This window comes from Enterobacter sp. RIT637, assembly GCF_019718755.1.
GTDB lineage: Bacteria > Pseudomonadota > Gammaproteobacteria > Enterobacterales > Enterobacteriaceae > Enterobacter.
This window is the reverse complement of record NZ_JAIHAZ010000004.1, coordinates 80,788-105,098: the sequence shown is the minus strand read 5'-3', so window position 1 is coordinate 105,098 and position 24,311 is coordinate 80,788. Positions and strand designations below refer to the sequence as shown.

Here is a 24,311-nt window from a genome sequence, read left to right as displayed (position 1 = left end):
CGTCTGTAGGCCCGGTAAGCGAAGCGCCACCGGGCTTTTTATTGGACAGCGATCATGAATACATTAGAACACACCATCGGCAACACTCCTCTGGTCAAGCTTCAGCGCATGGGGCCAGACAACGGCAGTGAAATCTGGGTCAAACTCGAAGGCAATAACCCGGCGGGGTCGGTGAAAGACCGTGCCGCGCTGTCGATGATTGTTCAGGCCGAAAAACGCGGTGAAATCAAGCCTGGCGACGTGCTGATTGAGGCCACCAGCGGCAACACCGGCATCGCGCTGGCGATGATCGCCGCGCTGAAAGGCTACCGCATGAAGCTGCTGATGCCGGACAACATGAGCCAGGAGCGCCGTGCCGCGATGCGTGCCTACGGGGCCGAGCTGATCCTGGTGACCAAAGAGCAGGGAATGGAAGGCGCGCGCGATCTGGCGTTTGAAATGGCCGAGCGCGGCGAAGGTAAACTGCTCGATCAGTTTAACAACCCGGACAACCCGTACGCGCACTACACCACCACCGGCCCGGAGATTTGGCAACAAACCGACGGGCGCATCACCCATTTTGTTTCCAGCATGGGCACCACCGGCACCATTACCGGGATATCGCGTTTTCTGCGCGAGCAGGAAAAGGCCGTCACCATTGTTGGTCTGCAGCCGGAAGAGGGGAGCAGCATTCCGGGTATCCGCCGCTGGCCTGCGGAGTATATGCCCGGCATCTTTAATGCGCAGCTTGTGGATCAGGTGCTGGATCTTCACCAGCGCGAGGCGGAAAATACCATGCGTGAGCTGGCCGTGCGCGAAGGTATTTTCTGCGGGGTCAGCTCGGGCGGCGCGGTAGCGGGTGCGATTCGGGTGGCAAAGGCAAACCCGGGTGCCGTAGTGGTGGCGATTATTTGCGATCGCGGCGATCGTTACCTCTCTACCGGCGTCTTTGGTGAAGAGAGTTATTCGCAGGGGGCGGGGATTTAAGCGTCATGGAGATGATTCTATTCCGGGATAAAACCCGGGCGCAGCAAACCGATATTGTTGCGGTGCAGTCGCAGGTGGTTTACGGCAGCGTGGGCAACAGTATCGCTGTGCCAAATATTCGTACCCATCGGCTGAACGTGACTGCCGTGCCGACGGTGCTGTTCAGCAACACGCCGCACTACGACACCTTCTACGGTGGGGTGATCCCCGACGAGTGGTTTAGCGGCTATCTTAAGGCCCTTAACGAGCGCGAGATCCTGCGCGAGCTTAAAGCGGTCACTACCGGCTATATGGGCAGTGCCAGCCAGATAAAACTGCTGGCCCAGTGGCTCAAGATCATCAAAATACAGCATCCCGATCTGCTGGTGCTGGTCGACCCGGTTATCGGCGATATCGACAGCGGGATGTATGTGAAACCGGATATCCCTGAAGCGTATCGCGAGCACCTGCTGCCGCTGGCGCAGGGGATTACGCCGAACGTCTTTGAGCTGGAAGTGTTAAGTGGCAAACCGTGCCGCACGCCGGAAAGCGCCATCACGGCGGCGCAGGGACTTCTCTCCGACACCCTGAAATGGGTGGCGATCACCAGCGCGCCGGTCGCTGACGACCCGGAAAACATCCACGTGGTGTTGGTGACGAATGAAGGCGTGACCGTCAGCGCGCACCCGCGCGTAGAAACCGATCTGAAAGGGACGGGCGACCTGTTCTGTTCGGAGTTGGTGAGCGGAATTGTAGAGGGGAAAACCGTCGCCGACGCCATTCGCATGGCCGGCGATCGAGTGACTGACGTGATGCTTTATACCCAGTCGAAAGGTTACGACGAGCTTATTCTCCCCGTATAAACAAAAATGGCGCCCGAAGGCGCCATTTCTTTGTGCGGCAAGAATTACTTCTTGATGCGGATAACCGGGGTTTCGCCCACGGTCACGCTGCCGGACAGTTTGATCAGTTCTTTGATTTCGTCCATGTTGGAGATGACAACCGGAGTCAGAGTAGACTTCGCTTTTTCTTCCAGCAGTGGTAGATCGAATTCAATCACCGGGTCGCCAACTTTCACACGCTGGCCTTCTTCTGCGATACGCTTGAAGCCTTCGCCTTTCAGTTCAACGGTGTCGATACCGAAGTGAACGAACAGTTCGATACCGCTATCAGATTCGATAGAGAACGCATGGTTGGTTTCAAAAATTTTACCGATGGTGCCGTCAACTGGAGCAACCATTTTGTTGCCAGTTGGTTTGATAGCAATGCCATCACCAACGATTTTCTCAGCAAACACTACATCCGGCACGTCTTCGATGTTGACGATCTCGCCGGAGAGCGGAGCAACAATCTCAATAGTTCCGGAGTCTTTCTTATCATCAGAAACCAGAGATTTCAGTTTATCGAACAAACCCATGATCTTCTCCTAAGCAGTAAATTGGGCCGCATCTCGTGGATTAGCAGATTGTTTTTTCTTCAATGAACTTGTTAACCAGCGTCATTAACTCGTCCGTTGTCGGTTGAGCAAGAGCCTGCTCTGCTAACACCTTCGCATCTTCGAAGTTCGTGTTACGGATAATCTTCTTAATGCGCGGGATGGAAATGGCGCTCATAGAGAATTCGTCCAGACCCATACCCAGCAACAGAAGTGTAGCACGTTCGTCGCCTGCAAGCTCACCACACATGCCAGTCCATTTACCTTCTGCATGAGAAGCATCAATTACTTGCTTAATAAGCGTCAGTACGGACGGTGACATTGGCTGGTAGAGATGTGAAATCATATCATTACCACGGTCAACTGCCAGGGTGTACTGCGTTAAATCATTGGTACCGATACTAAAGAAATCAACTTCTTTGGCTAAATGACGCGCAATTGTCGCGGCTGCTGGTGTTTCCACCATCACACCCACTTCGATTGACTCGTCAAACGCTTTACCTTCGTCGCGCAGTTCCTGTTTGTAGATTTCGATCTCTTTCTTCAGTGCACGCACTTCTTCAACAGAGATGATCATCGGGAACATGATGCGCAGTTTACCGAAAGCGGATGCACGCAGGATAGCGCGAACCTGGTCACGCAGGATCTCTTTGCGATCCATGGCGATACGCACTGCACGCCAGCCCAGGAACGGGTTCTCTTCTTTCGGGAAGTTCATGTACGGCAGCTCTTTGTCGCCACCGATGTCCATGGTACGGACGATAACCGCCTGAGAGCCACAGGCTTCAGCCACGGCTTTGTACGCAGCGAACTGTTCTTCTTCAGTTGGCAGTGCGTCGCGGTCCATGAACAGGAATTCAGTACGATACAGACCCACACCTTCCGCACCGTTGCGCTCAGCGCCTTCAACGTCGCGTACGGTACCGATGTTCGCGCACACTTCTACCTGATGGCCGTCCAGCGTAATGGCTGGCAGGTCTTTCAGTTTAGCGAGTTCCGCTTTCTCGGTTGCAACCTGCTCCTGAACGGCGCGCAGCTGCTCGATCTCTTCGTTAGTTGGGTTGACGTAAACCTGGTTGTTTACGGCATCCAGAATCAGATAATCGTCGTTTTTCACCTGAGCAGTGACGCTACCGGTACCCACGATGGCTGGCAGTTCCAGAGAACGCGCCATGATAGAGGTGTGGGAAGTACGGCCACCTGCATCAGTGATGAAACCCAGCACCTTTTTCAGGTTCAGCTGTGCGGTTTCTGACGGGGTCAGGTCGGCGGCAACCAGGATAACTTCGTCCTGAATCGCGCTCAGATCGATAATGGCCAGACCCAGGATGTTGCGCAGCAGGCGCTTACCGATGTCACGTACGTCAGCAGCACGCTCTTTCAGGTATTCATCATCCAGTTCTTCCAGGGCAGTTGCCTGACCTTCGATAACTTCATGCGCAGCCGCGTCGGCCGTCATGCCTTTATCTTTAATCAGGGCTATGATTTCCTGCTCCAGCTCCTCATCTTCGAGCAGCATGATGTGCCCTTCGAAGATGGCTTCTTTTTCTTCACCGAAAGTTTCGCCAGCTTTAGTTTTGATCGCTTCCAGTTGCGCAGATGCCTTGGCACGACCGCTCAGAAAACGTTCAACTTCCTGATCAACCTTGTCGGCAGAAATTTTTTTCCGGTCAATGACGATTTCGTCTTCTTTCAGCAGCAGTGCTTTGCCGAAAGCGATACCCGGGGATGCTAAAATGCCTGAAATCATAACCCTACCTTACTTGTGACTGATATTGAAAAGAACCCGTAAACTTACTCGAGCTCAGCCATCAGTTTAACCAGATGCTCAACTGCTTTCTGCTCGTCTTCACCTTCCGCAGAGATGGTGACTACGGTGCCCTGAGTCAGGCCCAGAGTCTGCAGTTTGAACAGGCTTTTTGCGCTAGCGCTTTTGCCGTTGGAAGTTACAGTGATTTCAGAAGTGAAGCCTTTCGCTTCTTTAACAAACTGAGCAGCAGGGCGGGTGTGCAGACCGTTCGGAGCGGTAATGGTAACTTCTTGCTGGAACATTGTATTTCCCCAACTTATAGGTTTAGTGTTGTGGAACTAAAGTCTAGCCTGGCGGCTTAACTTTAGCCTGTATTGTTAGCGCTGACGTTTCAATCGTCATTAAACATTATGCAGCGAAAGCAAGACTTGAACCAAATCATAAAATCGATTCAGCAAGGCTATTTCGTTCACTGATTAATTTCACGCATCAAAATAATTGCTGGTTTAAATACCAGACACAACGGGGTGAAGCAATGCCAGGAGGGGTAAAACTTTGAAGCAGGCCACAAAAAAGCACCTAAAAAGGTGCTTTTTTACGCGTTTTTAACATGCTGGCATCACTGTTGCAGTTCTTTCTCAGTGAAGAGATCGGCAAACAGTGCAGTGCTCAAGTAACGCTCACCCGAAGACGGAAGGATAACCACAATATTCTTATTGGTAAAGGTCTCATCTTCCTGAAGTTTGAGCGCGGCCGCCACGGCAGCACCGGAAGAGATACCCGCCAGAATGCCTTCTTCGTCCATCAGACGACGTGCGGTTGAGATCGCTTCTTCGTTGGTAATGGTCACAACTTTATCAATCAGCTTCAGATCCAGGTTGCCTGGAATGAAGCCTGCGCCGATACCCTGAATTTTATGCGGGCCCGGTTTCAGCTCTTCACCTGCCAGAGCCTGAGTAATAACCGGTGAGTCAGTCGGTTCGACGGCAACGGTAATCAGGTCTTTTTTACCTTTCGTGCCTTTAATATAGCGGGACACGCCGGTCAGCGTTCCGCCGGTGCCTACGCCGGAAATAAACACATCAACCTGACCGTCCGTATCTTCCCAGATTTCCGGACCGGTCGTTTTCTCGTGGATTTCCGGATTAGCCGGGTTGCTGAACTGCTGCAGCAGCAGATATTTTGCCGGATCACTGGCCACAATCTCTTCGGCTTTCTGAATGGCACCCTTCATGCCTTTCGCGCCTTCGGTCAGGACCAGGTTTGCCCCCAGCGCTTTCAGCAGCTTGCGACGTTCAATACTCATGGTTTCAGGCATGGTGAGCGTCAGCTTGTAGCCACGTGCTGCAGCGACATAAGCCAGAGCGATACCGGTGTTGCCGCTGGTCGGCTCCACCAGCTCTACGCCTGGTTTCAGCACACCACGTTTTTCCGCATCCCAAATCATGTTTGCACCGATGCGGCATTTTACGCTGAAGCTCGGGTTACGTGATTCGACCTTCGCCAGAATGCGTCCATTACCGATACGGTTCAGTCGAACCAGCGGCGTGTGACCGATAGTCAGCGAGTTGTCTTCATAAATCTTACTCATGGCCTGTCCTTAACTGTATGAAATTGGGATACCGACCCAGCATACCTGTTGAACAGGTAGGGGGAAGTAAGGAATTCGCATATCTATATACTGCAGGGAAATAATGGGGATCAGTATGGAATAAGGGGCGGCATAAGCCACCCCTGCTTTACACATTTTTGCATTATTTCCATAACGCGTGCTTAGCACGGTAGCAGTCGACCCACATCGCCGTCGCGCCGCAAACGGCAACGGGCATGATGAACAGATTCAGGAACGGAATCATGGTGAACAGGCTGGTCAGCGCGCCAAACTGCATATTGGTCACTTTCCGCGTGCGCAGGGCGGTGCGCATTTCTTTAAACGGCACCTTATGGTTATCGAACGGGTAGTCGCAGTATTGAATAGCCAGCATCCAGGCGCTGAACAGGAACCACAGCACGGGCGCTACCGTCTGGCCGATACCGGGCACGAAATACAGAATAAGCAACACAATTGCGCGAGGAAGGTACCACGCAAACTTCTGCCATTCGCGTTTCATGATGCGCGGGAGATCTTTCATGATCCCCAGTACGCCCGTGTCCGGCGGCGTTGCGCCGGTGAGCCGTGCTTCGAGTTGTTCTGCCAGCAGGCCGTTAAACGGTGCGGCTATCCAGTTCGCGATGGTCGAGAAGAAATAGCCAAACACCAGCAGCACGGAGATCACCGCCACCGGCCAGAGCAGGTAGTCAAGCCACTGCAGCCAGTCCGGCACGTAGCTCATCAGCGACGGGATCCAGCTCTCGAGCTTTGTGAACAGCCACCAGAACGCGCCGCCCATCAGCACAATGTTGATGAGCAGGGGCAGTATGACGAAGCGGCGAATACCCGGTAGAGAGACCAGTTTCCAGCCCTGAGAAAAATACCAGACACCGCTGCGCGGGGATGAAGAAGATGTTGAAACCATAACCAGGCTGTACTCCTTTTTACACAACCAGTGGAATTGCCCGCCTATATTATCCAGTTACGGACCAATCACCAGTTCGGAAATGTTCGAAAAAACAGCAAAAAGCACGTTTTAGCGCATCTTTATGCTGTGAATGCTCTGCATACACTTGCACTTGAGTTAAACGGCAAATACTCTTAGTGAGTAAATGTTTGCCGTGGTGGCAAGGTGTTAGAACAACAGAGAATATAATGATGCAGGATTTGCGTCTGATATTAATCATTGTTGGCGCGATCGCCATAATCGCTTTACTGGTACATGGTTTCTGGACCAGCCGTAAAGAGCGTTCTTCTATGTTTCGCGATCGCCCACTGAAGCGCATGAAGTCCAGTCGTGATGACGATGATGTTGAAGACGACATCGACGGTAGCGACGACGACGGCGTGGGTGAAGTTCGTGTTCATCGGGTCAATACTGCGCCCGGCGCAGGACATGGGGAGCAAGAAGCGCCTCGTCCATCGCAGCACCAGTATCAACCGCCGTACGCTTCCGCACAGCCGCGCCAGTCAGCGCCGCAGTCTGTGGAAGAGCCGGTGCGTCAGCCGCCGCAACAGCCGGTTCATCAGCAGCCCGCTGCGCCGCAACCTGTGCCTCAACAGCCTGCGCAACAACCTGTACAGCAGCCAGTGCAGCCGATTCAGCAGCCGCAACAGCAACAGCAGCCTGTCCACGTGCAGCCTGCGCCTCAGCCAGCTCCTGCGCCACACGTTGAGCCAGAGCCCGTTGTCGAGCCGGAACCTGTTGTCGAAAAACCGCAGCGCAAAGAGGCAGTAATCATCATGAACGTTGGCGCCCATCACGGTAGCCACCTTAATGGTGACGTGCTGCTCAACAGCATTGAGCAGGCAGGTTTCAAATTTGGCGACATGAATATTTTCCATCGCCACCTGAGCCCTGACGGTAGCGGCCCGGCGCTGTTCAGCCTGGCAAATATGGTCAACCCAGGTACCTTTGACCCTGAAATGACCGGGGATTTCGTGACCCCGGGTGTGACTATCTTTATGCAGGTCCCGTCCTACGGTGACGAGCTGCAAAACTTCAAGCTGATGCTGCAGTCCGCTCAGCACATTGCCGACGAAGTGGGTGGTGTAGTGCTCGACGATCAGCGTCGAATGATGACCCCGCAGAAGCTGCGCGAGTATCAGGACCGCATCCGCGAAGTTAAGGAAGCCAACGCGTAATCGTCGCGTTTACTTCAACTCCTCCTCAACCCCCGCCTGTCGGGGGTTTTTTCTCATTGATGGTGCGATATGGACTCAATCGAACAACAACTCACTGAACTGCGAACCACGCTTCGCCATCATGAATATCTCTATCATGTTATGGACGCGCCGGAAGTACCGGATGCGGAATATGACCGCCTGATGCGCGAGTTGCGCGAATTAGAGGCGCAGCATCCAGAGCTCATCACGCCGGACTCCCCGACGCAGCGCGTCGGTGCGGAACCGCTGGGTGCTTTCAGTCAGGTACGCCATGAAGTTCCGATGCTGTCGCTGGATAACGTCTTTGATGAAGAGAGTTTCCTGGCGTTTAACAAGCGCGTCCTGGATCGTCTGAAAAGCAGTGATTCGCTGAGCTGGTGCTGCGAGCTAAAGCTGGATGGCCTGGCGGTCAGCATTCTTTATGAAAACGGCGTGATGGTGCGTGCCGCGACGCGTGGTGACGGTACGACGGGCGAAGACATCACCAGCAATGTGCGTACCATCCGCGCGATCCCGCTCAAGCTGCATGGTGAGAATATTCCTGCGCGTCTGGAAGTGCGCGGTGAAGTGTTCCTGCCTCAGGCGGGCTTTGAGAAAATAAACGAAGAGGCGCGCCGCACCGGCGGGAAGGTGTTTGCTAACCCACGTAATGCGGCGGCAGGCTCTCTGCGCCAGCTTGACCCGCGTATCACCGCGAAGCGACCGCTTACTTTCTTCTGCTACGGTGTCGGTATTCTGGAGGGCGGCGAGCTGCCGGACACGCACCTCGGGCGTCTGCTGCAGTTTAAGGCGTGGGGTCTGCCGGTCAGTAACCGCGTTCAGCTCTGCGACTCTCCGGAGGAGGTCCTGGCGTTCTACCATAAAGTGGAAGATGATCGCCCAACGCTCGGCTTTGATATTGACGGTGTTGTCATCAAGGTCAATTCACTGGCGCTGCAGGAACAGCTGGGCTTTGTGGCGCGCGCGCCGCGCTGGGCGGTGGCGTTTAAGTTCCCGGCTCAGGAACAGATGACCTTCGTTCGTGACGTAGAGTTCCAGGTTGGCCGTACGGGGGCAATTACTCCCGTTGCGCGTCTGGAGCCGGTCCAGGTTGCGGGTGTGCTGGTGAGTAACGCCACGCTGCATAACGCTGATGAAATCGAACGCCTGGGCCTGCGCATTGGGGACAAAGTGGTGATCCGCCGCGCGGGCGATGTTATCCCGCAGGTGGTGAGCGTCGTAGAGTCAGAACGCCCTGCCGAAACGCGCGAGATTGCCTTCCCGACCCATTGCCCGGTGTGCGGCTCCGACGTTGAGCGTGTGGAAGGTGAAGCGGTGGCGCGCTGTACGGGTGGCTTAATTTGTGGTGCGCAGCGTAAAGAGTCGCTGAAGCACTTCGTCTCCCGTCGGGCCATGGACGTTGACGGCATGGGCGATAAAATTATCGATCAGCTGGTTGAGAAAGAGTATGTCCACACGCCGGCGGATCTCTTCAAACTGACCGCAGGTAAACTGACCGGACTGGATCGCATGGGGCCGAAGTCAGCGCAGAATGTCGTTAACGCGCTGGAGGCGGCGAAAGAGACCACCTTCGCCCGTTTCCTGTACGCGCTGGGCATTCGTGAAGTGGGCGAAGCGACCGCGGCAGGGCTGGCGGCGTACTTCGGCACGCTTGACGCACTGGAGAAAGCGAGCATTGACGAACTGCAAAAAGTACCGGACGTCGGTATTGTGGTTGCCACGCACGTCTTTAACTTCTTTGCCGAAGAGAGCAACCGCGAAGTCATCGGCAAGCTGCTGGAAGAGGGCATCAGATGGCCCGCGCCGGTAGTGGTTAACGCCGAAGAGATCGACAGCCCGTTTGCCGGTAAAACCGTGGTGCTGACCGGCAGCCTGAGCCAGCTTTCCCGCGACGACGCTAAAGCGCGTCTGGTGGCGCTGGGGGCCAAAGTGGCGGGCAGCGTATCGAAGAAAACCGACCTGGTGATCGCCGGGGAAGCTGCGGGTTCGAAGCTTGCTAAAGCCCAGGAGCTTGGCATTGACGTTATCGACGAAGCCGAAATGATGCGCCTGTTAGGAGAGTAACGTGGAGAAAGAGCAGCTCGTTGAGATCGCCAATACCGAGATGCCGTTCGGTAAATACAAGGGCCGCAGGCTGATTGATTTGCCGGAGGAGTATCTGCTGTGGTTTGCCCGCAAGGATGAATTCCCGGCCGGGCGACTGGGCGAGCTGATGGCTATCACGTTACTGATTAAAACCGAGGGGCTGACCCAGCTGGTTCAGCCCCTGAAACGTCCTTAAGCCTTCGCGGCGCGGGTCTCTTCCTGCGCCAGCTTTTCGGTCTGGCGCTTGTAGCGACGCGCCAGCACCGCGCAGACCATCAGCTGGATTTGGTGGAAAATCATCAGCGGCAGCACCATCATCCCAATCACCGAGGTCGGGAACAGAATGTTCGCCATCGGGATCCCGTTCGCCAGGCTCTTCTTCGAGCCGCAGAAGACAATCGTGATTTCATCCGCTTTATTAAAGCCGCATTTGCGCGCCACAAACACATTCACCGCAATCACTATCGCCAGCAGGATAATGCTGACCACCACGATAAACAGCAGTGAACCTGCGCCCACCTTATGCCAGATGCCGTTTACCACCGCTTCGCTGAAGGCGGAGTAAACCACCAGCAGAATCGACGTCTGGTCGGTTTTTGAAATCCATTTTTTATGCTTCGCCACAAATGCGCCGGTCCACGGTCGGGAAAGATGCCCAAGCACAAACGGCAGCAGCAGTTGCAGACAAATTCTTCCGACCTGCTCCAGGTTGCCCTCTGCGCCGTGCATGTTCATCAGCAGGCCCACCAGCAGCGGGGAGACGAAAATCCCTAACAGGCTGGAGGCGGATGCTGAACAGACTGCTGCCGCTACGTTACCGCCTGCCAGCGAGGTAAAGGCGATGGCAGACTGCACGGTAGCGGGGAGAATGCACAGATACAGGAACCCGGTATACAGGGCAGGATCGACATTGACCGGTGCCCACCAGGCAAACAGTACGCCGAGTATCGGGAACAGAATGAAGGTGCTGCACATTACCCATAGATGCAGCCGCCAGTGACCACCGCCTGCGATAATGGCCTCGCGGGAGAGTTTGGCACCATGCATAAAGAACAGCAGGGCGATGGCCGCCGTGGTCAGTCCTTCAAAGAAGGGGACGAAGCCACCGCGAGCCGGGAAAAACGAAGCCAGTAAAACGGTCACCACCAGGGTAAGCGTGAACGGATCAAGGATACGAAAAAGTTTCATAATCACTCCTGAAAGCAGATGTCGCTATTGTGCTTTCTTCCGTTTGAGAAATAAAATTGATTTATTGCATCCATTCATGAATTAAACAGATGAATTATTCACTACGGCAGCTTCGTGTTTTTGTCACAGTGGCGCAGGCTCGCAGTTTTAGCCGGGCGGGGGAGATGATCGGCCTCAGCCAGTCGGCCGTCAGCCATAGCGTTAAGGAGTTGGAAACGCAGACGGGAGTGAAACTGCTCGACCGAACGACGCGTGAGGTGGTGCTTACCGAAGCGGGACAGCAGCTGGCGACGCGTCTGGAGAGGCTGCTGGACGAGCTGAACAGCACGCTCAGGGATGTGGGGCGACTCGGACAACAGCTTTCCGGCACGGTGAGGGTGGCGGCGAGCCAGACCATCTCCGCGCATCTCATTCCCCAGTGTATTGCTGAAAGTAATCATCGCTATCCGGATATTGATTTTGTTTTGCATGACAGGCCGCAGCAGTGGGTGCTGGAGAGTATCCGTCAGGGGGATGTGGATTTCGGCATTGTTATTGACCCTGGTGCGGTAAGCGACCTTGAATGTGAAGCGGTGCTCTCAGAGCCCTTTTTGTTGCTTTGCCGCGATGACGACCCGCTGGCATCGCTGCCGCACGTGACATGGCAGGCGTTGCAAGGGGCAAATCTGGTGCTACAGGATTATGCTTCAGGAAGCCGCCCGTTGATTGATGCCGCGCTTGTCGCACAAGGCGTGAAGGCAACCATTGTGCAGGAGATAGGGCACCCGGCCACGCTGTTCCCCATGGTCGAAGCCGGGATTGGGATAAGCGTACTACCGGCGCTTGCGCTGCCGTTACCGCAGGGGAGTCGCTTAACGGTGAGGCGTTTTACGCCCTGCGTTCAACGCCAGCTGATGCTGGTCCGACGCAAAAACCGTTCTCTCTCAGGGGCGGCTCACGCCTGCTGGGACGTGGTGCGCATGCAGGCTCAGCGCTTAATGGAAGCCCGCACGCGCGATCCCCTGTTTAACGATCAGATATAGATATCAATCTTGTGCTCAGCAGAGGGCTTGTTGACGCCTTCCGCCACTGGCTGACTGCTTTCCTGTTTGGGCATTTCTTCTTCTGCCTGCTGACGCTGCAATTGTGCCAGCTGTGCCTGGAGCATAGTCAACTGAGATTCGAGTAGCTCCTGCTGCTTTTGTTTCTCTTCCGCTGTTGCATCACTCAGTGCCACTTCTTTGAGCTGCTGAGTGGCTTTTGTTATCTGTTTCATCAGCCGATTGATCTGGGAGGCAATGTCATTGCTACCAGAACTGTTATCAGCGCTGCCGATTTCCATCGCCGACAGAGAAACTGCATTGAGGGTTGTCATAATGAGATCCTTTTCGCCATAAAACAGAGGTATCGGCAAGGAAAGGATTAGCTTGAGTAAAACTGCCATATCTGGCAGGTTCGAATGGATTAAATCGCAGAAAGCAAAAAAGCGCCTTTAGGGCGCTTTTTTACATTGGTGGGTCGTGCAGGATTCGAACCTGCGACCAATTGATTAAAAGTCAACTGCTCTACCAACTGAGCTAACGACCCGAAATGGTGGGCGATGACGGGCTCGAACCGCCGACCCCCTCCGTGTAAAGGAGATGCTCTACCAACTGAGCTAATCGCCCATTTCGGAACTGCTGCGATAAGGTGAGAATGGTGGGCGATGACGGGCTCGAACCGCCGACCCCCTCCGTGTAAAGGAGATGCTCTACCAACTGAGCTAATCGCCCAATCTCAATTCTTATCTACACTGCGAGTCTACTTAAAGTAGATGGTGGGTGATGACGGGCTCGAACCGCCGACCCCCTCCGTGTAAAGGAGATGCTCTACCAACTGAGCTAATCACCCCCGCTGTGTGGAGTCGCATTATAGGGAGAGTTGAAAATGAGTCAACGCATTTTCTAAAGTTTTTATTCGTTCGTCGTAAAATTAGACAAAACGATCGCGAAACGGGCGATGGCGCATGATTTCTAAACAAAAACAGTAAACTCAAGCCCGATTCAGGGAACAACATTGAGGAATCGCCGCACAGTGATAGAATATTGCCCATTGTTTTCCCCCAGGATTTGCCGATTGCCGGCATCTTTATAACGTAAGGCCATTTCATGAAAATCAAAACTCGCTTCGCGCCGAGCCCGACAGGCTATCTGCACGTCGGTGGTGCACGTACCGCTCTCTATTCCTGGCTTTTTGCACGCCACAACAAAGGTGAGTTCGTGCTGCGTATTGAAGACACCGATCTTGAGCGCTCCACGCCGGAAGCAATTGAAGCCATTATGGATGGTATGAACTGGCTGAATCTGGAATGGGACGAAGGTCCGTATTTCCAGACCAAACGTTTTGACCGCTATAACGCTGTCATTGATGAAATGCTGGTCGCGGGCACGGCGTATAAGTGCTATTGCTCCAAAGAGCGTCTGGATGCCTTGCGTGAAGAGCAGATGGCGAACGGTGACAAGCCGCGTTATGACGGTCGTTGCCGCCACGACCATAGCGAGCACACTGCTGATGAGCCGTGCGTTGTGCGTTTTGCTAACCCGCAAGAGGGTTCTGTTATCTTTGATGACCAGATCCGTGGCCCGATTGAATTCAGCAACCAGGAGCTGGACGATCTGATCATTCGCCGTACCGACGGCTCACCAACCTACAACTTCTGTGTGGTGGTAGACGACTGGGATATGGAGATCACCCATGTTGTCCGTGGTGAAGACCATATCAACAACACGCCACGTCAAATCAACATCCTCAAGGCGCTGAATGCACCCGTGCCGGTGTATGCGCACGTGTCCATGATCAACGGCGACGACGGTAAAAAGCTGTCTAAACGTCATGGTGCGGTGAGCGTGATGCAGTATCGCGACGACGGTTATCTGCCGGAAGCGTTGCTGAACTATCTGGTGCGTCTGGGCTGGGCCCACGGCGACCAGGAGATCTTCAGCCGCGAAGAGATGATCGAACTGTTCTCTCTGAGCTCTGTGAGCAAATCAGCAAGCGCATTCAACACCGATAAGCTCCTGTGGCTGAACCATCATTACATCAATACCATGCAGCCAGAATATGTCGTGACGTATCTGCAGTGGCACATTGAGCAGGCAAATATTGATACCCGCACTGGCCCTGAGCTGGCGGATCTGGTGAAACTGCTCGGCGAACGTTGCAAAACGCTGAAAGAGATCGCCGAAAGCTGCCGTTACTTCTACGAAGAATTCGACGAGTTTGATGCCGACGCGGCGAAGAAACACCTGCGTCCGGTCGCCCGCCAGCCGCTGGAAGTGGTGCGTGACAAAATCGCTGCCATCACAGAATGGTCCGCGGAGAATGTCCATCATGCGATTCAGGCAACCGCAGATGAGCTTGAAGTCGGTATGGGCAAAGTGGGGATGCCGCTGCGCGTCGCCGTGACCGGTGCGGGCCAGTCTCCAGCGCTGGACGTCACTGTTCATGCTATTGGGAAGTCTCGTAGCGTGGCGCGTATCAATAAGGCACTGGATTTTATTGCTGAGCGTGAAAGCCAGCAGTAATCAATCGCCAGTCAATCAAACGGCAGGGTAACCTGCCGTTTTTTTTATCTGCTATTCAGCAATACCGAGACGTGACAGAAATCCTTTTACCCCTTCCCGCTTCAGCAATATGAGAAGACGCTCCTGTTCACCCTGCGTCATGTTCTCCAGCGAGTCGATAATTTGTGGGAGCAGGGTAGACGATGACGGTATCCCATAGAGAGAGGGCGTTTCGGCTACCTGGTAAATCGCCTGTCGGTGACGGATGGCAGGAAGGCTAATAATATGTTCCTTCACTCGCGCATCGACATGGATCAGTCTTGCTCTTCCACCTTTTACGCCGTTAACACCTTCCGTTTTCCATCCCTTCTGGCGTATCCAGCGGTTAACGGTTTGCCTGGCGACACCCAGACAGTCAGCCAGTTCATCCGTGGTCATTTTGCTGCGTAATCTTTTCATATTAGTTCTGGTCGCGAATCCCTAAACGTTGCAACAATCCGGTAATCCCTTCCCGCAGTAACAGCGATGTCAGCTGCTTTTGCTCATCCGGCGTCATCTCATTTGCCAGTGTCAGAAGTAACGTATGAAGTGAACCCTCGTAGCAGGCGCTTTCTGACGCGTCAGGCGTCTCTGAGGCCCTGCGGGCACTGCGGATAAATTCCCGTACCTTTTCATTCACATGTACCAGACGCGCCTTGCCACCCTGAACGCCTGGTTTTGGCGATGTAATCCAGCCTTCTTTACGTACCCATTTATTGATGGTCTGACGGCTATAGCCAGTGAGCAGGGCTAACTCTTCTGGCGTCATTCGTTCCTTGATCATGCAATTTCCTGAGTGTTCGTAGGGTTAATTAGTGGTTCATCTTATAGCACCGTTTTACACGAAAACGTGACAGGCTTAACTCCTGACTGCGAGCAGGCTCGCAAAGTGTTTCATTTGCATGATTTTTCAGCGATTGAAAGGGAGGGATTGATTTTGCCGTTGACACTCAGCAGCGGAATTCATATTATGCCGCCCGTCAACATGACAGCTTTACGACGGGGCTATAGCTCAGCTGGGAGAGCGCCTGCATGGCATGCAGGAGGTCAGCGGTTCGATCCCGCTTAGCTCCACCAAACTCTGAACCCAACAGAGTGCGGTAAGTAAAGTAACATGTGGGGCTATAGCTCAGCTGGGAGAGCGCTTGCATGGCATGCAAGAGGTCAGCGGTTCGATCCCGCTTAGCTCCACCAAAATTTGAACCCTCGTCGAAAGACGGGGGTTTTTTTATGCCTTTGTAAAATGTTTATACTGCTTTTGTTGCGATAAAACGTTTTTTCTATACCTCACCTCAATTCAAATCAATAAACGAGTCTATAAATAGACTTGAACTTGATTCGAGCAATTAATAAACCTATTATCCATCCGGTCAATGATACGTTGGTAAAATAGATTCCCTGACTGAATGAATAGAAAAACTTACAATAATGTAAAAATATTTATGCTTGCCCTGGCGCTATGCCTGATTGCGGTGCCATTTTCCCGTTATATCTCCCCGCGCGCTATTGTTAACGGGCATGACGTCTATTTAGCATGGTTACCATTAAGCGTTATGCTGGCGGTAATTTTGTTGTTTGGACGCCGGGCAATTATTCCCGTTTTGTTAGGTTTTACTATTGCTAATATATATGCCGTTGATTTAGCACCGCTACAATATGCAGTTCTTCTTTTCTGTCAGACTTTTTCAGTGTTCGCTGCGTGTGGCATCATCCGCCTTGTGCTGGGCAGGCGCTGGCGCCACAGCGTGCCGAATAAATACATCGGGATCCGTATTTTCTGGCTGGGTTTTATGGTGCCGATAGGTATCAAAATATCAATGTATCTGGCTGGCTATTTATTCCATTTCCCGGTAACAATCTCCACGTACTTCGGTGAAGGCACCCTTATTTACAGCGTTGTGGATATTCAAAGCCTGATCTGCGCGGCGTTGATTTTCACCATGATGTTCTATTATCCATTAAGAATGATTATTAATCCCCGCTACGCCAGAACCTTCTGGCGGCGGAGCGTAAAGCCCGTGTTTTTTCACAAAAAATCCTTGTTTATATTAGTCTGGCTGACGCTTCTGATCGCTCTTATGGCAATTTTATGTGCACCACTAAAGTCACCTATAATTGCAGGATATCTTGTGCCCATTATTTTTATTCTTTTTACGTTGGGCATCAGCTGTTTAAGCTATGCGCTCATGTCATTGCTATGGGCGGGATCCGCACTCCTGCTACTGACCTACAACGACAACTTTCTTAACGGCGTGGAGTCGGGGCACTCGCTCTCCTTTATCCTGTCTGTACTCATCTCTTTCGCCATCTGTTTGCTTTACATGTCGCGGATTTACCGGCGAAGCGAATGGATGAAGAAGGGCTGGCAGGACAGGGCGTTAACCGATCCGTTGACCGGTTTGCCTAACATTCGCGCGCTGGATGACTTTCTCCTGATTCACCCTGATGCCAAGGTGTGTTGTCTGCGAATGGATAACCTGGAGTTTCTGAGCCGCCACTACGGCATTCTGATGCGGGTTCACTGCAAGCGGATGATTACCGCGTCGCTCCAGCCCCTGCTGCAAAAAGACGAGCAGCTTTTCCAGTTGCCCGGCAGTGAGCTGGTGCTGGTATTGCTGGGGCCGGGAACCTCAGAGCGTCTGCAACATATGGTCGATCAACTGAATAGCCGTAAGATTTACTGGAACAATACTGGGCTGGATATAGAGTTTGGGGCGTCCTGGGGTGAGGTTGAAGACGGTGAGAATCTGCACCATACGCTAGGGCAGCTTAGCTGGCTGGCGGAGCAGTCGTGTGCTGCGCATAATGTGCTCGCTTTAACCAACAGCATTGAGGACGTCTCCGGGCAAACCACCGACAGGGTGCTGATGTTAGGGCGTATTAAGCGTGCGCTTGATGCCGACGGGCTTCAGCTGTATGCCCAGTCGATTCAGAATGCCGAGGGGAAGGGATATTACGAAATCCTCTCGCGCCTGGAGAGCGAGGGAGAGATGATCACCCCCGATCGCTTTATTCCGCTGATTGCCCAGTTTAACCTGAGCCATCGCTTTGATATGAATGTGGTTGAGAAGCTACTGGTCTGGCTGCGGGACAATCCCGCCACGCATGCCGGTACGCGTTTCTCCGTCAATTTGATGCCGATGACCTTGATGCAAAAAGAGGTTGCCACGGAGATTATCGCGCTCTTCGCTCGCTATACCGTCCCGCCCCAGGCCGTGGTCATCGAGATAACCGAAGAACAGGCTTTCTCCAATTCGGGCAGTAGCATTAACAATATCCAGCAGCTGAGGGATCATGGGTTCCGTATTGCTATTGATGACTTTGGAACTGGCTATGCCAACTTTGAGCGTCTGAAGCGCCTGCAGGCCGACATCATCAAGATTGATGGCTGCTTCGTAAAAGATATCTGTAGCGACAACATGGATGCGATGATTGTGCAGTCGATCTGTAATCTGGCAAAAACAAAATCGCTCTGTGTGGTTGCGGAATATGTGGAAACCCCGGCGCAGCGGGATATGTTGCTGCACTTTGGCGTCGATTATCTGCAGGGCTACCTCTTCGGTAAACCCAGACCGCTTGCCGAATTACGGGCATAAAAAAACCGGGAGCCTTTCATGCTCCCGGTTTTTTTCACGCTGTGAGTTAGAGTACCAGCGCTGCGATAGAGGCAGACAGTACGCTCACCAGCGTAGAACCGTACACCAGCTTCAGGCCGAAGCGAGAAACCACGTTACCCTGCTCTTCGTTCAGGCCTTTAATCGCACCGGCGATAATACCGATGGAAGAGAAGTTTGCGAATGAAACCAGGAACACGGAAAGAATGCCTTCCGCACGTGGAGAGAGCGTGCTGGCAATTTTCTGCAGATCCATCATTGCCACGAACTCGTTAGAAACCAGTTTGGTTGCCATGATGCTGCCAACCTGCAGCGCTTCATGAGCCGGAACACCCATCACCCATGCAATTGGATAGAAGATGTAGCCCAGGATGCCCTGGAAGGAGATACCGAGAACCGCTGCGAACAGGGCGTTCAGGGCGGCGATCAGCGCGATAAAACCAATCAGCATCGCGGCAACAATAATGGCGACCTTGAAGCCTGCCAGAATGTATTCACCCAGCATTTCGAAGAAGCTCTGTCCTTCATGCAGGTTTGACATCTGGATGTTCTCTTCGCTTGCGTCAACACGGTAAGGGTTGATCAGCGACAGTACAATAAAGGTGCTGAACATGTTCAGGACCAGCGCCGCCACCACGTATTTTGGCTCCAGCATCGTCATGTACGCACCCACGATAGACATAGATACGGTAGACATTGCGGTCGCCGCCATGGTGTACATGCGGTTACGGGACATTTTGCCCAGGATATCTTTGTACGCGATGAAGTTTTCTGACTGACCGAGGATCAGAGAGCTTACGGCGTTGAACGATTCCAGTTTGCCCATGCCGTTCACCTTGGACAGCAGGAAGCCAATCGCGCGGATTACCACCGGCAGAACGCGGATGTGCTGCAGAATACCAATCAGTGCAGAGATGAAGACGATAGGGCACAGCACCTTCAGGAAGAAGAAGGCCAGACCTTGATCGTTCATGCTACCAAAGACGAAGTTAGTCCCTTCGTTAGCAAACCCGAGCAGTTTTTCGAACATCTCGGAGAAGCCTTTCACGAAGCCGAGGCCAACGTTGGAGTTCAGGAAGAACCACGCAAGTAATACTTCAATGACCAGCAGTTGGACAACATAGCGAATACGAATATTTTTGCGGTCTGTGCTGACCAGCAATGCGAGTGCAGTAACGACAACGAGTGCCAGGACAAAATGAAGGACGCGGTCCATATTTGCTCCAAATATGAGGCAGGTTTAATTTTCGTGCACATTCTATGTAACAAGCGAAAAGAAAACGAGATCAAGAACACACTATAGTTACATCCTGTGACGAGTCTCAAAAATAGTGATCAACAATACATTTTTGTTATGTTAGGTAAATGAGTGAAAAGTTAAGTTTGTGTGCTAGGCTTCACAAAAGTGTGCGCTAACTATGTTTGATTTAGAGCACCCGCATCTCACCTGCCCATCTATTGTCAAAAGCTATCAGAGAAATCATTACAAACCTTACAAATGATCTTGATAATCATTCTCATTTTGATAGCATTAAACATAGCAAAGGCTATATTTCAGAGGCAGAAATGACAAACAGTCGCGTAGAGGGTAGCAGTGGCAGGGCAGCGCGCAAGTTGCGGTTCGCATTAATGGGACCTGCGTTCATTGCTGCCATTGGCTATATCGATCCGGGCAATTTTGCGACCAACATTCAGGCCGGAGCCAGCTTCGGCTACACATTGCTGTGGGTGGTAGTCTGGGCAAACCTGATGGCCATGCTGATCCAGATGCTCTCAGCGAAGCTCGGTATTGCCACGGGGAAAAATCTGGCGGAGCAGATCCGCGACCACTACCCGCGTCCGGCGGTATGGCTGTACTGGGTCCAGGCTGAAATTATCGCCATGGCGACCGACCTTGCTGAATTCATTGGGGCTGCCATTGGATTTAAACTGATCCTCGGGGTGTCGCTGTTGCAGGGGGCGGTGCTGACCGGGATTGCGACTTTCCTGATTCTGATGCTGCAGCGCCGCGGGCAGAAGCCGCTGGAAAAAGTCATCGGTGGTTTGCTGCTGTTCGTTGCTGCAGCCTATATTGTGGAGCTGATCTTCTCCCAGCCGAGTCTGGTGCAACTGAGTAAAGGGATGGTGATTCCAAGTCTGCCCACCTCTGAAGCGGTATTCCTGGCTGCTGGCGTCCTCGGGGCGACCATTATGCCGCATGTGATTTACCTGCACTCCTCCCTGACACAGCATCTGCACGGTGGAACGCGCAAGGAACGCTATTCCGCGACAAAATGGGATGTCGCGTTTGCCATGACGATTGCCGGTTTTGTGAATCTGGCGATGATGGCCACCGCCGCTGCCGCTTTCCACTTTAATGGTCACACGGGGATTGCCGATCTCGATCAGGCTTATCTGACGCTGGAACCGTTACTGAGCCATGCCGCAGCAACGATATTTGGGCTGAGCCTGGTGGCTGCGGGCCTCTCTTCCACGGTGGTAGGCACGCTGGCGGGGCAGGTGGTGATGCAGGGGTTCGTGCGTTTCCATATTCCGCTGTGGGTGCGTCGCGCCGTCACCATGCTGCCGTCATTTATTGTAATTTTGATGGGGCTGGATCCTACCCGCATTCTGGTGATGAGCCAGGTCCTGCTGAGTTTTGGTATTGCTCTTGCGCTGGTGCCATTGCTGATTTTTACCAGCGATAAAACGCTGATGGGCGATCTCGTGAACTCGACGCTGGTGAAAAGGGCCGGGTGGGCGATTGTGGTCGTGGTGGTGGCGCTGAATCTGTGGTTGTTAGTCGGAACCGCGCTGGGTCTTTAAAACAAAAAGGAGCCAAAAGGCTCCTTTTTACGTTAGTGACGATGGCCGTGACCACCATGACCATGTCCTTTACCACCGCGTCCGCCCCAGCCACCGCGACGGTCATCGCGATCGTTCCAGCCTTCACGGTAGCCGCGTTCATAGGCGTTGTTTTTATACCAGCCGCGATGCAGGCCATTATCGTGCCTGCGCCAGCGGTCACCACGCCATTCATAATGACGGTTCCAGTAGTCACGGTCGCGCCAGTAGCCACCGTCCCAGTATCTGCCGTAATCATCACGATCGCCAATTTGTAATTTTACTGATGGCAACAGGGTGATTTCGCCAGCATTGGCGACCAGCGGGGCCGCAGCCATAAGTACCGCTGCAAAAATCAGTGACCTGAACATACTCTTCTCCTTCACGATCGGGGCCTTGTGGGCCTGTTAACGCAATATTACGAGTTGGTAAAGCCTCGTTTCATCGCCTCAACTCCGAATTCCTGGATAAGAGCACTTTTTGCTAAAATTGACTTTAATTTGTTCAGCTCAGAATATCTTCGATTTGCGTTAATTCCTCTTCCGAGAAATGGCGATTGTCCAGCATGCCCACAGCGTCATCAATTTGCGCGGTTTTACTGGCCCCAATCAGTACGGAGGTCACGGCGTCGTGGCGTAAAATCCAGGCCAGTGCCATCTGCGACAGCTTCTGACCACGGCGTTCGGCCAGGGCGTTTAACTTGCGCACTTTTTCCAGCTTTTCTTCGGTGAGCTGATCCGGGTTCAGGAACTTGCTGCCGCTGGCCGCGCGGGAGTCCGCTGGAATGCCGTTCAGATAACGGTTGGTTAATTGCCCGCCCGCGAGAGGAGAGAAAGGTATGCAACCAACCCCTGTCTGCTGCAGTACTTCCAGCAAACCTGCTTCTGGGGCACGCTCAAACATCGAATATTTAGGCTGGTGGATAAGACAAGGGGTACCGAGGTCGTGAAGGATTTCAATTGCCTGACGCGCCAGTTCCGCAGGGTAGTTGGATAACCCCACGTACAGTGCCTTGCCCTGTCGAACGAGATGGTCGAGCGCTTTCATTGTTTCCTGAAGCGGTGTTTCCGGGTCCGGGCGGTGATGATAGAAGATGTCGACATACTCCAGCCCCATGCGCTTCAGGCTCTGATCCAGACTCGATACCAGATATTTACGCGAGCCCCAGTCGCCGTAGGGACCGTCCCACATGGTATATCCTGCTTTCGTCGAAATAATTAACTCATCGCGCCAGGGGAGAAAATCTTCCAGCAAAATGCGCCCAAAATTACGTTCGGCTGAACCGGGAGGAGGACCATAGTTATTGGCAAGGTCGAAATGCGTAATCCCCAAATCGAACGCGCGCTGTAAAAGTTGACGGCTGTTTTCGATGAGCGTGGCATCGCCAAAGTTATGCCAAAGCCCAAGCGAGATAGCGGGAAGTTTCAGCCCGCTTTGTCCGCAGCGGCGATACTGCATTGTCTGATAACGATTTTTATCCGGCTGATAATGCATGATCGTGACCTCTGACGCTGATAAGAAAAACGTGTGTATACGGTTACACTAACGCGAAAAAAGAGAGAATAGCGCAGCATTTTTTGTAAAGCATTCTTTCCAACTCCTTCTTACTGCCATTTCTGGACAGTCATCACGCTTATTTAATACTCAAGGTGAGAACAACATTAGAAGGATACCTGTTTATGCGTACCCCATACTGCGTCGCCGATTACCTGCTGGACCGTCTGACTGATTGTGGAACCGATCATCTGTTTGGCGTGCCGGGCGACTATAACCTGCAGTTTCTCGACCATGTAATAGACAGCCCGGATATCTGTTGGGTGGGTTGTGCCAACGAGCTTAACGCGTCATATGCCGCAGACGGTTATGCCCGATGTAAGGGCTTTGCCGCGCTGTTAACCACATTCGGCGTCGGAGAGCTAAGCGCCATGAACGGGGTGGCGGGGAGCTTTGCCGAACACGTTCCGGTGCTGCATATTGTGGGGGCGCCGGGAATGGCGGCGCAGCAAAAAAAAGAGTTATTGCACCATACCTTAGGTGACGGTGAGTTCCGTCATTTTTACCATATGAGCGAGCCCATCACCGTCGCGCAGGCGATCCTGACCGAACAAAATGCCTGCTACGAAATCGACCGCGTGCTGACCACCATGCTGCGCGAACGCCGTCCTGGCTATTTGATGTTGCCTGCGGATGTGGCGAAAAAAGCTGCGACTCCGCCTGTAAGCGCTCTCACCGTCAAGCCTGTTCACGCGGACAATGCCTGTCTCAAAGCGTTTCGTGATGCCGCCCGGAGTCGCCTGGCCATGAGCAAGCGGACCGCGCTGCTGGCTGATTTTCTGGTGCTCCGCCATGGGCTGAAACCTGCGCTGCAGAAATGGGTGAAAGAGGTGCCGATGGCGCACGCCACCATGCTGATGGGGAAAGGCATTTTTGACGAGCGGCAGGCGGGTTTTTACGGTACCTACAGTGGTTCAGCAAGTGCGGAGCCTGTCAAAGAGGCGATTGAAAGAGCCGACACGGTGCTGTGTATTGGAACGCGCTTTACCGATACCCTGACCGCCGGGTTCACTCATCAGCTCACGCCTGCTCAGACCATCGAAGTGCAGCCTCATGCTTCCCGCGTGGGCGACGTCTGGTTCACGGGCATTCCTATGCTGCAGGCGATTGAGACGCTGGCAGAGTTATGCAAACAGCATGTACATGAAAGCCCTGTCACCTCAACACAAACTGGTTTTTCTTGGCCTGCAGAGGGCGCTTCGCTCACGCAGGAGAACTTCTGGAGTATGCTGCAAACCTTCATTCGCCCCGGCGACATTATTCTTGCCGATCAGGGCACCTCGGCGTTTGGCGCGATCGATCTTCGCTTACCTGCGGACGTGAATTTTATCGTTCAGCCGCTCTGGGGGTCGATTGGCTACACGCTGGCAGCGGCCTTCGGCGCGCAGACGGCATGTCCGGACCGGCGCGTGATTGTCCTGACCGGGGATGGTGCTGCCCAGCTGACGATTCAGGAAATGGGCTCAATGCTGCGCGATAAACAGCACCCGATTATCCTGGTGCTCAACAACGAAGGCTACACGGTTGAGAGGGCCATACACGGGCCTGAACAGCGGTATAACGATATCGCCCTGTGGAACTGGACGCAGATCCCGCAGGC

22 protein-coding genes and 6 tRNA genes are annotated in these 24,311 nt (G+C 53.3%); 12 read left to right on the top strand and 16 right to left on the bottom strand.

Going from position 1 to position 24,311, the window contains the following annotated elements; translation table 11 throughout:
- Nucleotides 1–54: 54 nt before the first annotated feature.
- Nucleotides 55–966: a cysteine synthase CysM gene (cysM, locus tag K5E19_RS09205; RefSeq protein WP_221550931.1), complete on the top strand. Its 912-nt coding sequence runs from the start codon at nt 55–57 to the stop codon at nt 964–966.
- Between the two features lie 5 nt (nt 967–971).
- On the top strand, nt 972–1,808 hold the full coding sequence (gene pdxK, locus K5E19_RS09200) for a pyridoxine/pyridoxal/pyridoxamine kinase (protein WP_221550929.1): 837 nt from the start codon (nt 972–974) through the stop codon (nt 1,806–1,808).
- Nucleotides 1,809–1,852: 44 nt separating this feature from the next.
- Here the strand turns inward: pdxK and crr are convergent, their stop codons facing one another.
- From crr to cysZ, 5 genes are all read right to left on the bottom strand, one after another.
- Entirely contained in the window at nt 1,853–2,362 is a 510-nt protein-coding gene (gene crr / locus K5E19_RS09195; RefSeq protein WP_003861316.1) for a PTS glucose transporter subunit IIA, read from the bottom strand.
- 40 nt (nt 2,363–2,402) lie between these two features.
- On the bottom strand, nt 2,403–4,130 hold the full coding sequence (ptsI, locus tag K5E19_RS09190; RefSeq protein WP_221550928.1) for a phosphoenolpyruvate-protein phosphotransferase PtsI: 1,728 nt from the start codon (nt 4,128–4,130) through the stop codon (nt 2,403–2,405).
- Between the two features lie 44 nt (nt 4,131–4,174).
- Nucleotides 4,175–4,432, bottom strand: a complete 258-nt coding sequence (gene ptsH / locus K5E19_RS09185) for a phosphocarrier protein Hpr (protein ID WP_000487600.1) — start codon at nt 4,430–4,432, stop codon at nt 4,175–4,177.
- Nucleotides 4,433–4,749: 317 nt separating this feature from the next.
- Entirely contained in the window at nt 4,750–5,721 is a 972-nt protein-coding gene (cysK, locus tag K5E19_RS09180; protein WP_010433759.1) for a cysteine synthase A, read from the bottom strand.
- A gap of 163 nt (nt 5,722–5,884) precedes the next feature.
- Nucleotides 5,885–6,646 (bottom strand): sulfate transporter CysZ, encoded by a 762-nt coding sequence (cysZ, locus tag K5E19_RS09175; RefSeq protein ID WP_221550927.1) that lies wholly within the window; start codon nt 6,644–6,646, stop codon nt 5,885–5,887.
- Between the two features lie 230 nt (nt 6,647–6,876).
- Here cysZ and zipA point away from each other — a divergent pair, with 230 nt between their 5' ends.
- The 3 genes from zipA (at nt 6,877) to K5E19_RS09160 (ending at nt 10,168) form a co-directional block, all read left to right on the top strand.
- Nucleotides 6,877–7,866, top strand: a complete 990-nt coding sequence (gene zipA, locus K5E19_RS09170) for a cell division protein ZipA (protein ID WP_221550926.1) — start codon at nt 6,877–6,879, stop codon at nt 7,864–7,866.
- A 69-nt stretch (nt 7,867–7,935) separates the two neighbouring features.
- Complete coding sequence (ligA, locus tag K5E19_RS09165) at nt 7,936–9,951, top strand: NAD-dependent DNA ligase LigA (RefSeq protein ID WP_221550925.1); 2,016 nt, start codon at nt 7,936–7,938, stop codon at nt 9,949–9,951.
- 1 nt (nt 9,952) lies between these two features.
- Entirely contained in the window at nt 9,953–10,168 is a 216-nt protein-coding gene (locus K5E19_RS09160; RefSeq protein ID WP_003861328.1) for a DUF3820 family protein, read from the top strand.
- On the opposite strand, the gene K5E19_RS09155 is transcribed toward K5E19_RS09160, so the two are convergent.
- Entirely contained in the window at nt 10,165–11,160 is a 996-nt protein-coding gene (locus K5E19_RS09155; RefSeq protein ID WP_221550924.1) for a bile acid:sodium symporter family protein, read from the bottom strand. The genes K5E19_RS09160 and K5E19_RS09155 overlap by 4 nt on opposite strands.
- A gap of 89 nt (nt 11,161–11,249) precedes the next feature.
- Between K5E19_RS09155 and K5E19_RS09150 the strand changes: the two genes are divergently transcribed.
- A complete protein-coding gene (locus tag K5E19_RS09150; RefSeq protein ID WP_221550923.1) occupies nt 11,250–12,182 on the top strand; it encodes a LysR family transcriptional regulator in 933 nt (310 codons plus the stop codon).
- On the opposite strand, the gene K5E19_RS09145 is transcribed toward K5E19_RS09150, so the two are convergent.
- From K5E19_RS09145 to K5E19_RS09125, 5 genes are all read right to left on the bottom strand, one after another.
- Complete coding sequence (locus tag K5E19_RS09145; protein ID WP_221550922.1) at nt 12,173–12,514, bottom strand: FlxA-like family protein; 342 nt, start codon at nt 12,512–12,514, stop codon at nt 12,173–12,175. The two genes, K5E19_RS09150 and K5E19_RS09145, sit on opposite strands and share 10 nt — an antisense overlap.
- A gap of 136 nt (nt 12,515–12,650) precedes the next feature.
- Nucleotides 12,651–12,726: transfer RNA gene (locus K5E19_RS09140), tRNA-Lys, on the bottom strand.
- Nucleotides 12,727–12,730: 4 nt separating this feature from the next.
- Nucleotides 12,731–12,806, bottom strand: a tRNA-Val gene (locus K5E19_RS09135).
- A gap of 29 nt (nt 12,807–12,835) precedes the next feature.
- A tRNA-Val gene (locus K5E19_RS09130) sits at nt 12,836–12,911 on the bottom strand.
- A 42-nt stretch (nt 12,912–12,953) separates the two neighbouring features.
- A tRNA-Val gene (locus K5E19_RS09125) sits at nt 12,954–13,029 on the bottom strand.
- Between the two features lie 257 nt (nt 13,030–13,286).
- On the opposite strand from K5E19_RS09125, the gene gltX reads away from it, so the two are divergent.
- Complete coding sequence (gltX, locus tag K5E19_RS09120; protein ID WP_221550921.1) at nt 13,287–14,702, top strand: glutamate--tRNA ligase; 1,416 nt, start codon at nt 13,287–13,289, stop codon at nt 14,700–14,702.
- Between the two features lie 51 nt (nt 14,703–14,753).
- Here gltX and K5E19_RS09115 read toward each other — a convergent pair whose 3' ends face one another.
- Together K5E19_RS09115 and K5E19_RS09110 are read right to left on the bottom strand one after the other, a co-directional pair.
- On the bottom strand, nt 14,754–15,140 hold the full coding sequence (locus tag K5E19_RS09115; protein WP_221550919.1) for a YfeC-like transcriptional regulator: 387 nt from the start codon (nt 15,138–15,140) through the stop codon (nt 14,754–14,756).
- Between the two features lies 1 nt (nt 15,141).
- Nucleotides 15,142–15,504: a YfeC-like transcriptional regulator gene (locus tag K5E19_RS09110; RefSeq protein WP_221550918.1), complete on the bottom strand. Its 363-nt coding sequence runs from the start codon at nt 15,502–15,504 to the stop codon at nt 15,142–15,144.
- A gap of 217 nt (nt 15,505–15,721) precedes the next feature.
- Here K5E19_RS09110 and K5E19_RS09105 point away from each other — a divergent pair.
- The 3 genes from K5E19_RS09105 (at nt 15,722) to K5E19_RS09095 (ending at nt 18,316) form a co-directional block, all read left to right on the top strand.
- A tRNA-Ala gene (locus K5E19_RS09105) sits at nt 15,722–15,797 on the top strand.
- Nucleotides 15,798–15,838: 41 nt separating this feature from the next.
- Nucleotides 15,839–15,914, top strand: a tRNA-Ala gene (locus tag K5E19_RS09100).
- A gap of 212 nt (nt 15,915–16,126) precedes the next feature.
- Nucleotides 16,127–18,316 carry an EAL domain-containing protein gene (locus K5E19_RS09095; RefSeq protein ID WP_221550917.1) on the top strand — a complete coding sequence of 730 codons (2,190 nt, stop codon included), beginning with the start codon at nt 16,127–16,129 and terminating at the stop codon, nt 18,314–18,316.
- Between the two features lie 46 nt (nt 18,317–18,362).
- On the opposite strand, the gene nupC is transcribed toward K5E19_RS09095, so the two are convergent.
- Nucleotides 18,363–19,550, bottom strand: a complete 1,188-nt coding sequence (gene nupC, locus K5E19_RS09090) for a nucleoside permease NupC (protein ID WP_010433166.1) — start codon at nt 19,548–19,550, stop codon at nt 18,363–18,365.
- 350 nt (nt 19,551–19,900) lie between these two features.
- Here nupC and K5E19_RS09085 point away from each other — a divergent pair, with 350 nt between their 5' ends.
- Complete coding sequence (locus K5E19_RS09085; RefSeq protein WP_221550916.1) at nt 19,901–21,139, top strand: Nramp family divalent metal transporter; 1,239 nt, start codon at nt 19,901–19,903, stop codon at nt 21,137–21,139.
- A gap of 32 nt (nt 21,140–21,171) precedes the next feature.
- Here the strand turns inward: K5E19_RS09085 and K5E19_RS09080 are convergent, their stop codons facing one another.
- Nucleotides 21,172–21,528, bottom strand: coding sequence for a DUF2502 domain-containing protein (locus K5E19_RS09080; RefSeq protein ID WP_221550915.1), 357 nt, complete (start codon nt 21,526–21,528; stop codon nt 21,172–21,174).
- 133 nt (nt 21,529–21,661) lie between these two features.
- Entirely contained in the window at nt 21,662–22,651 is a 990-nt protein-coding gene (gene mgrA, locus K5E19_RS09075; RefSeq protein WP_221550914.1) for an L-glyceraldehyde 3-phosphate reductase, read from the bottom strand.
- Between the two features lie 185 nt (nt 22,652–22,836).
- Here mgrA and K5E19_RS09070 point away from each other — a divergent pair.
- Nucleotides 22,837–24,311 (top strand): thiamine pyrophosphate-binding protein (locus tag K5E19_RS09070; RefSeq protein WP_221551060.1); only part of this gene is annotated, 1,475 nt, incomplete at its 3' end.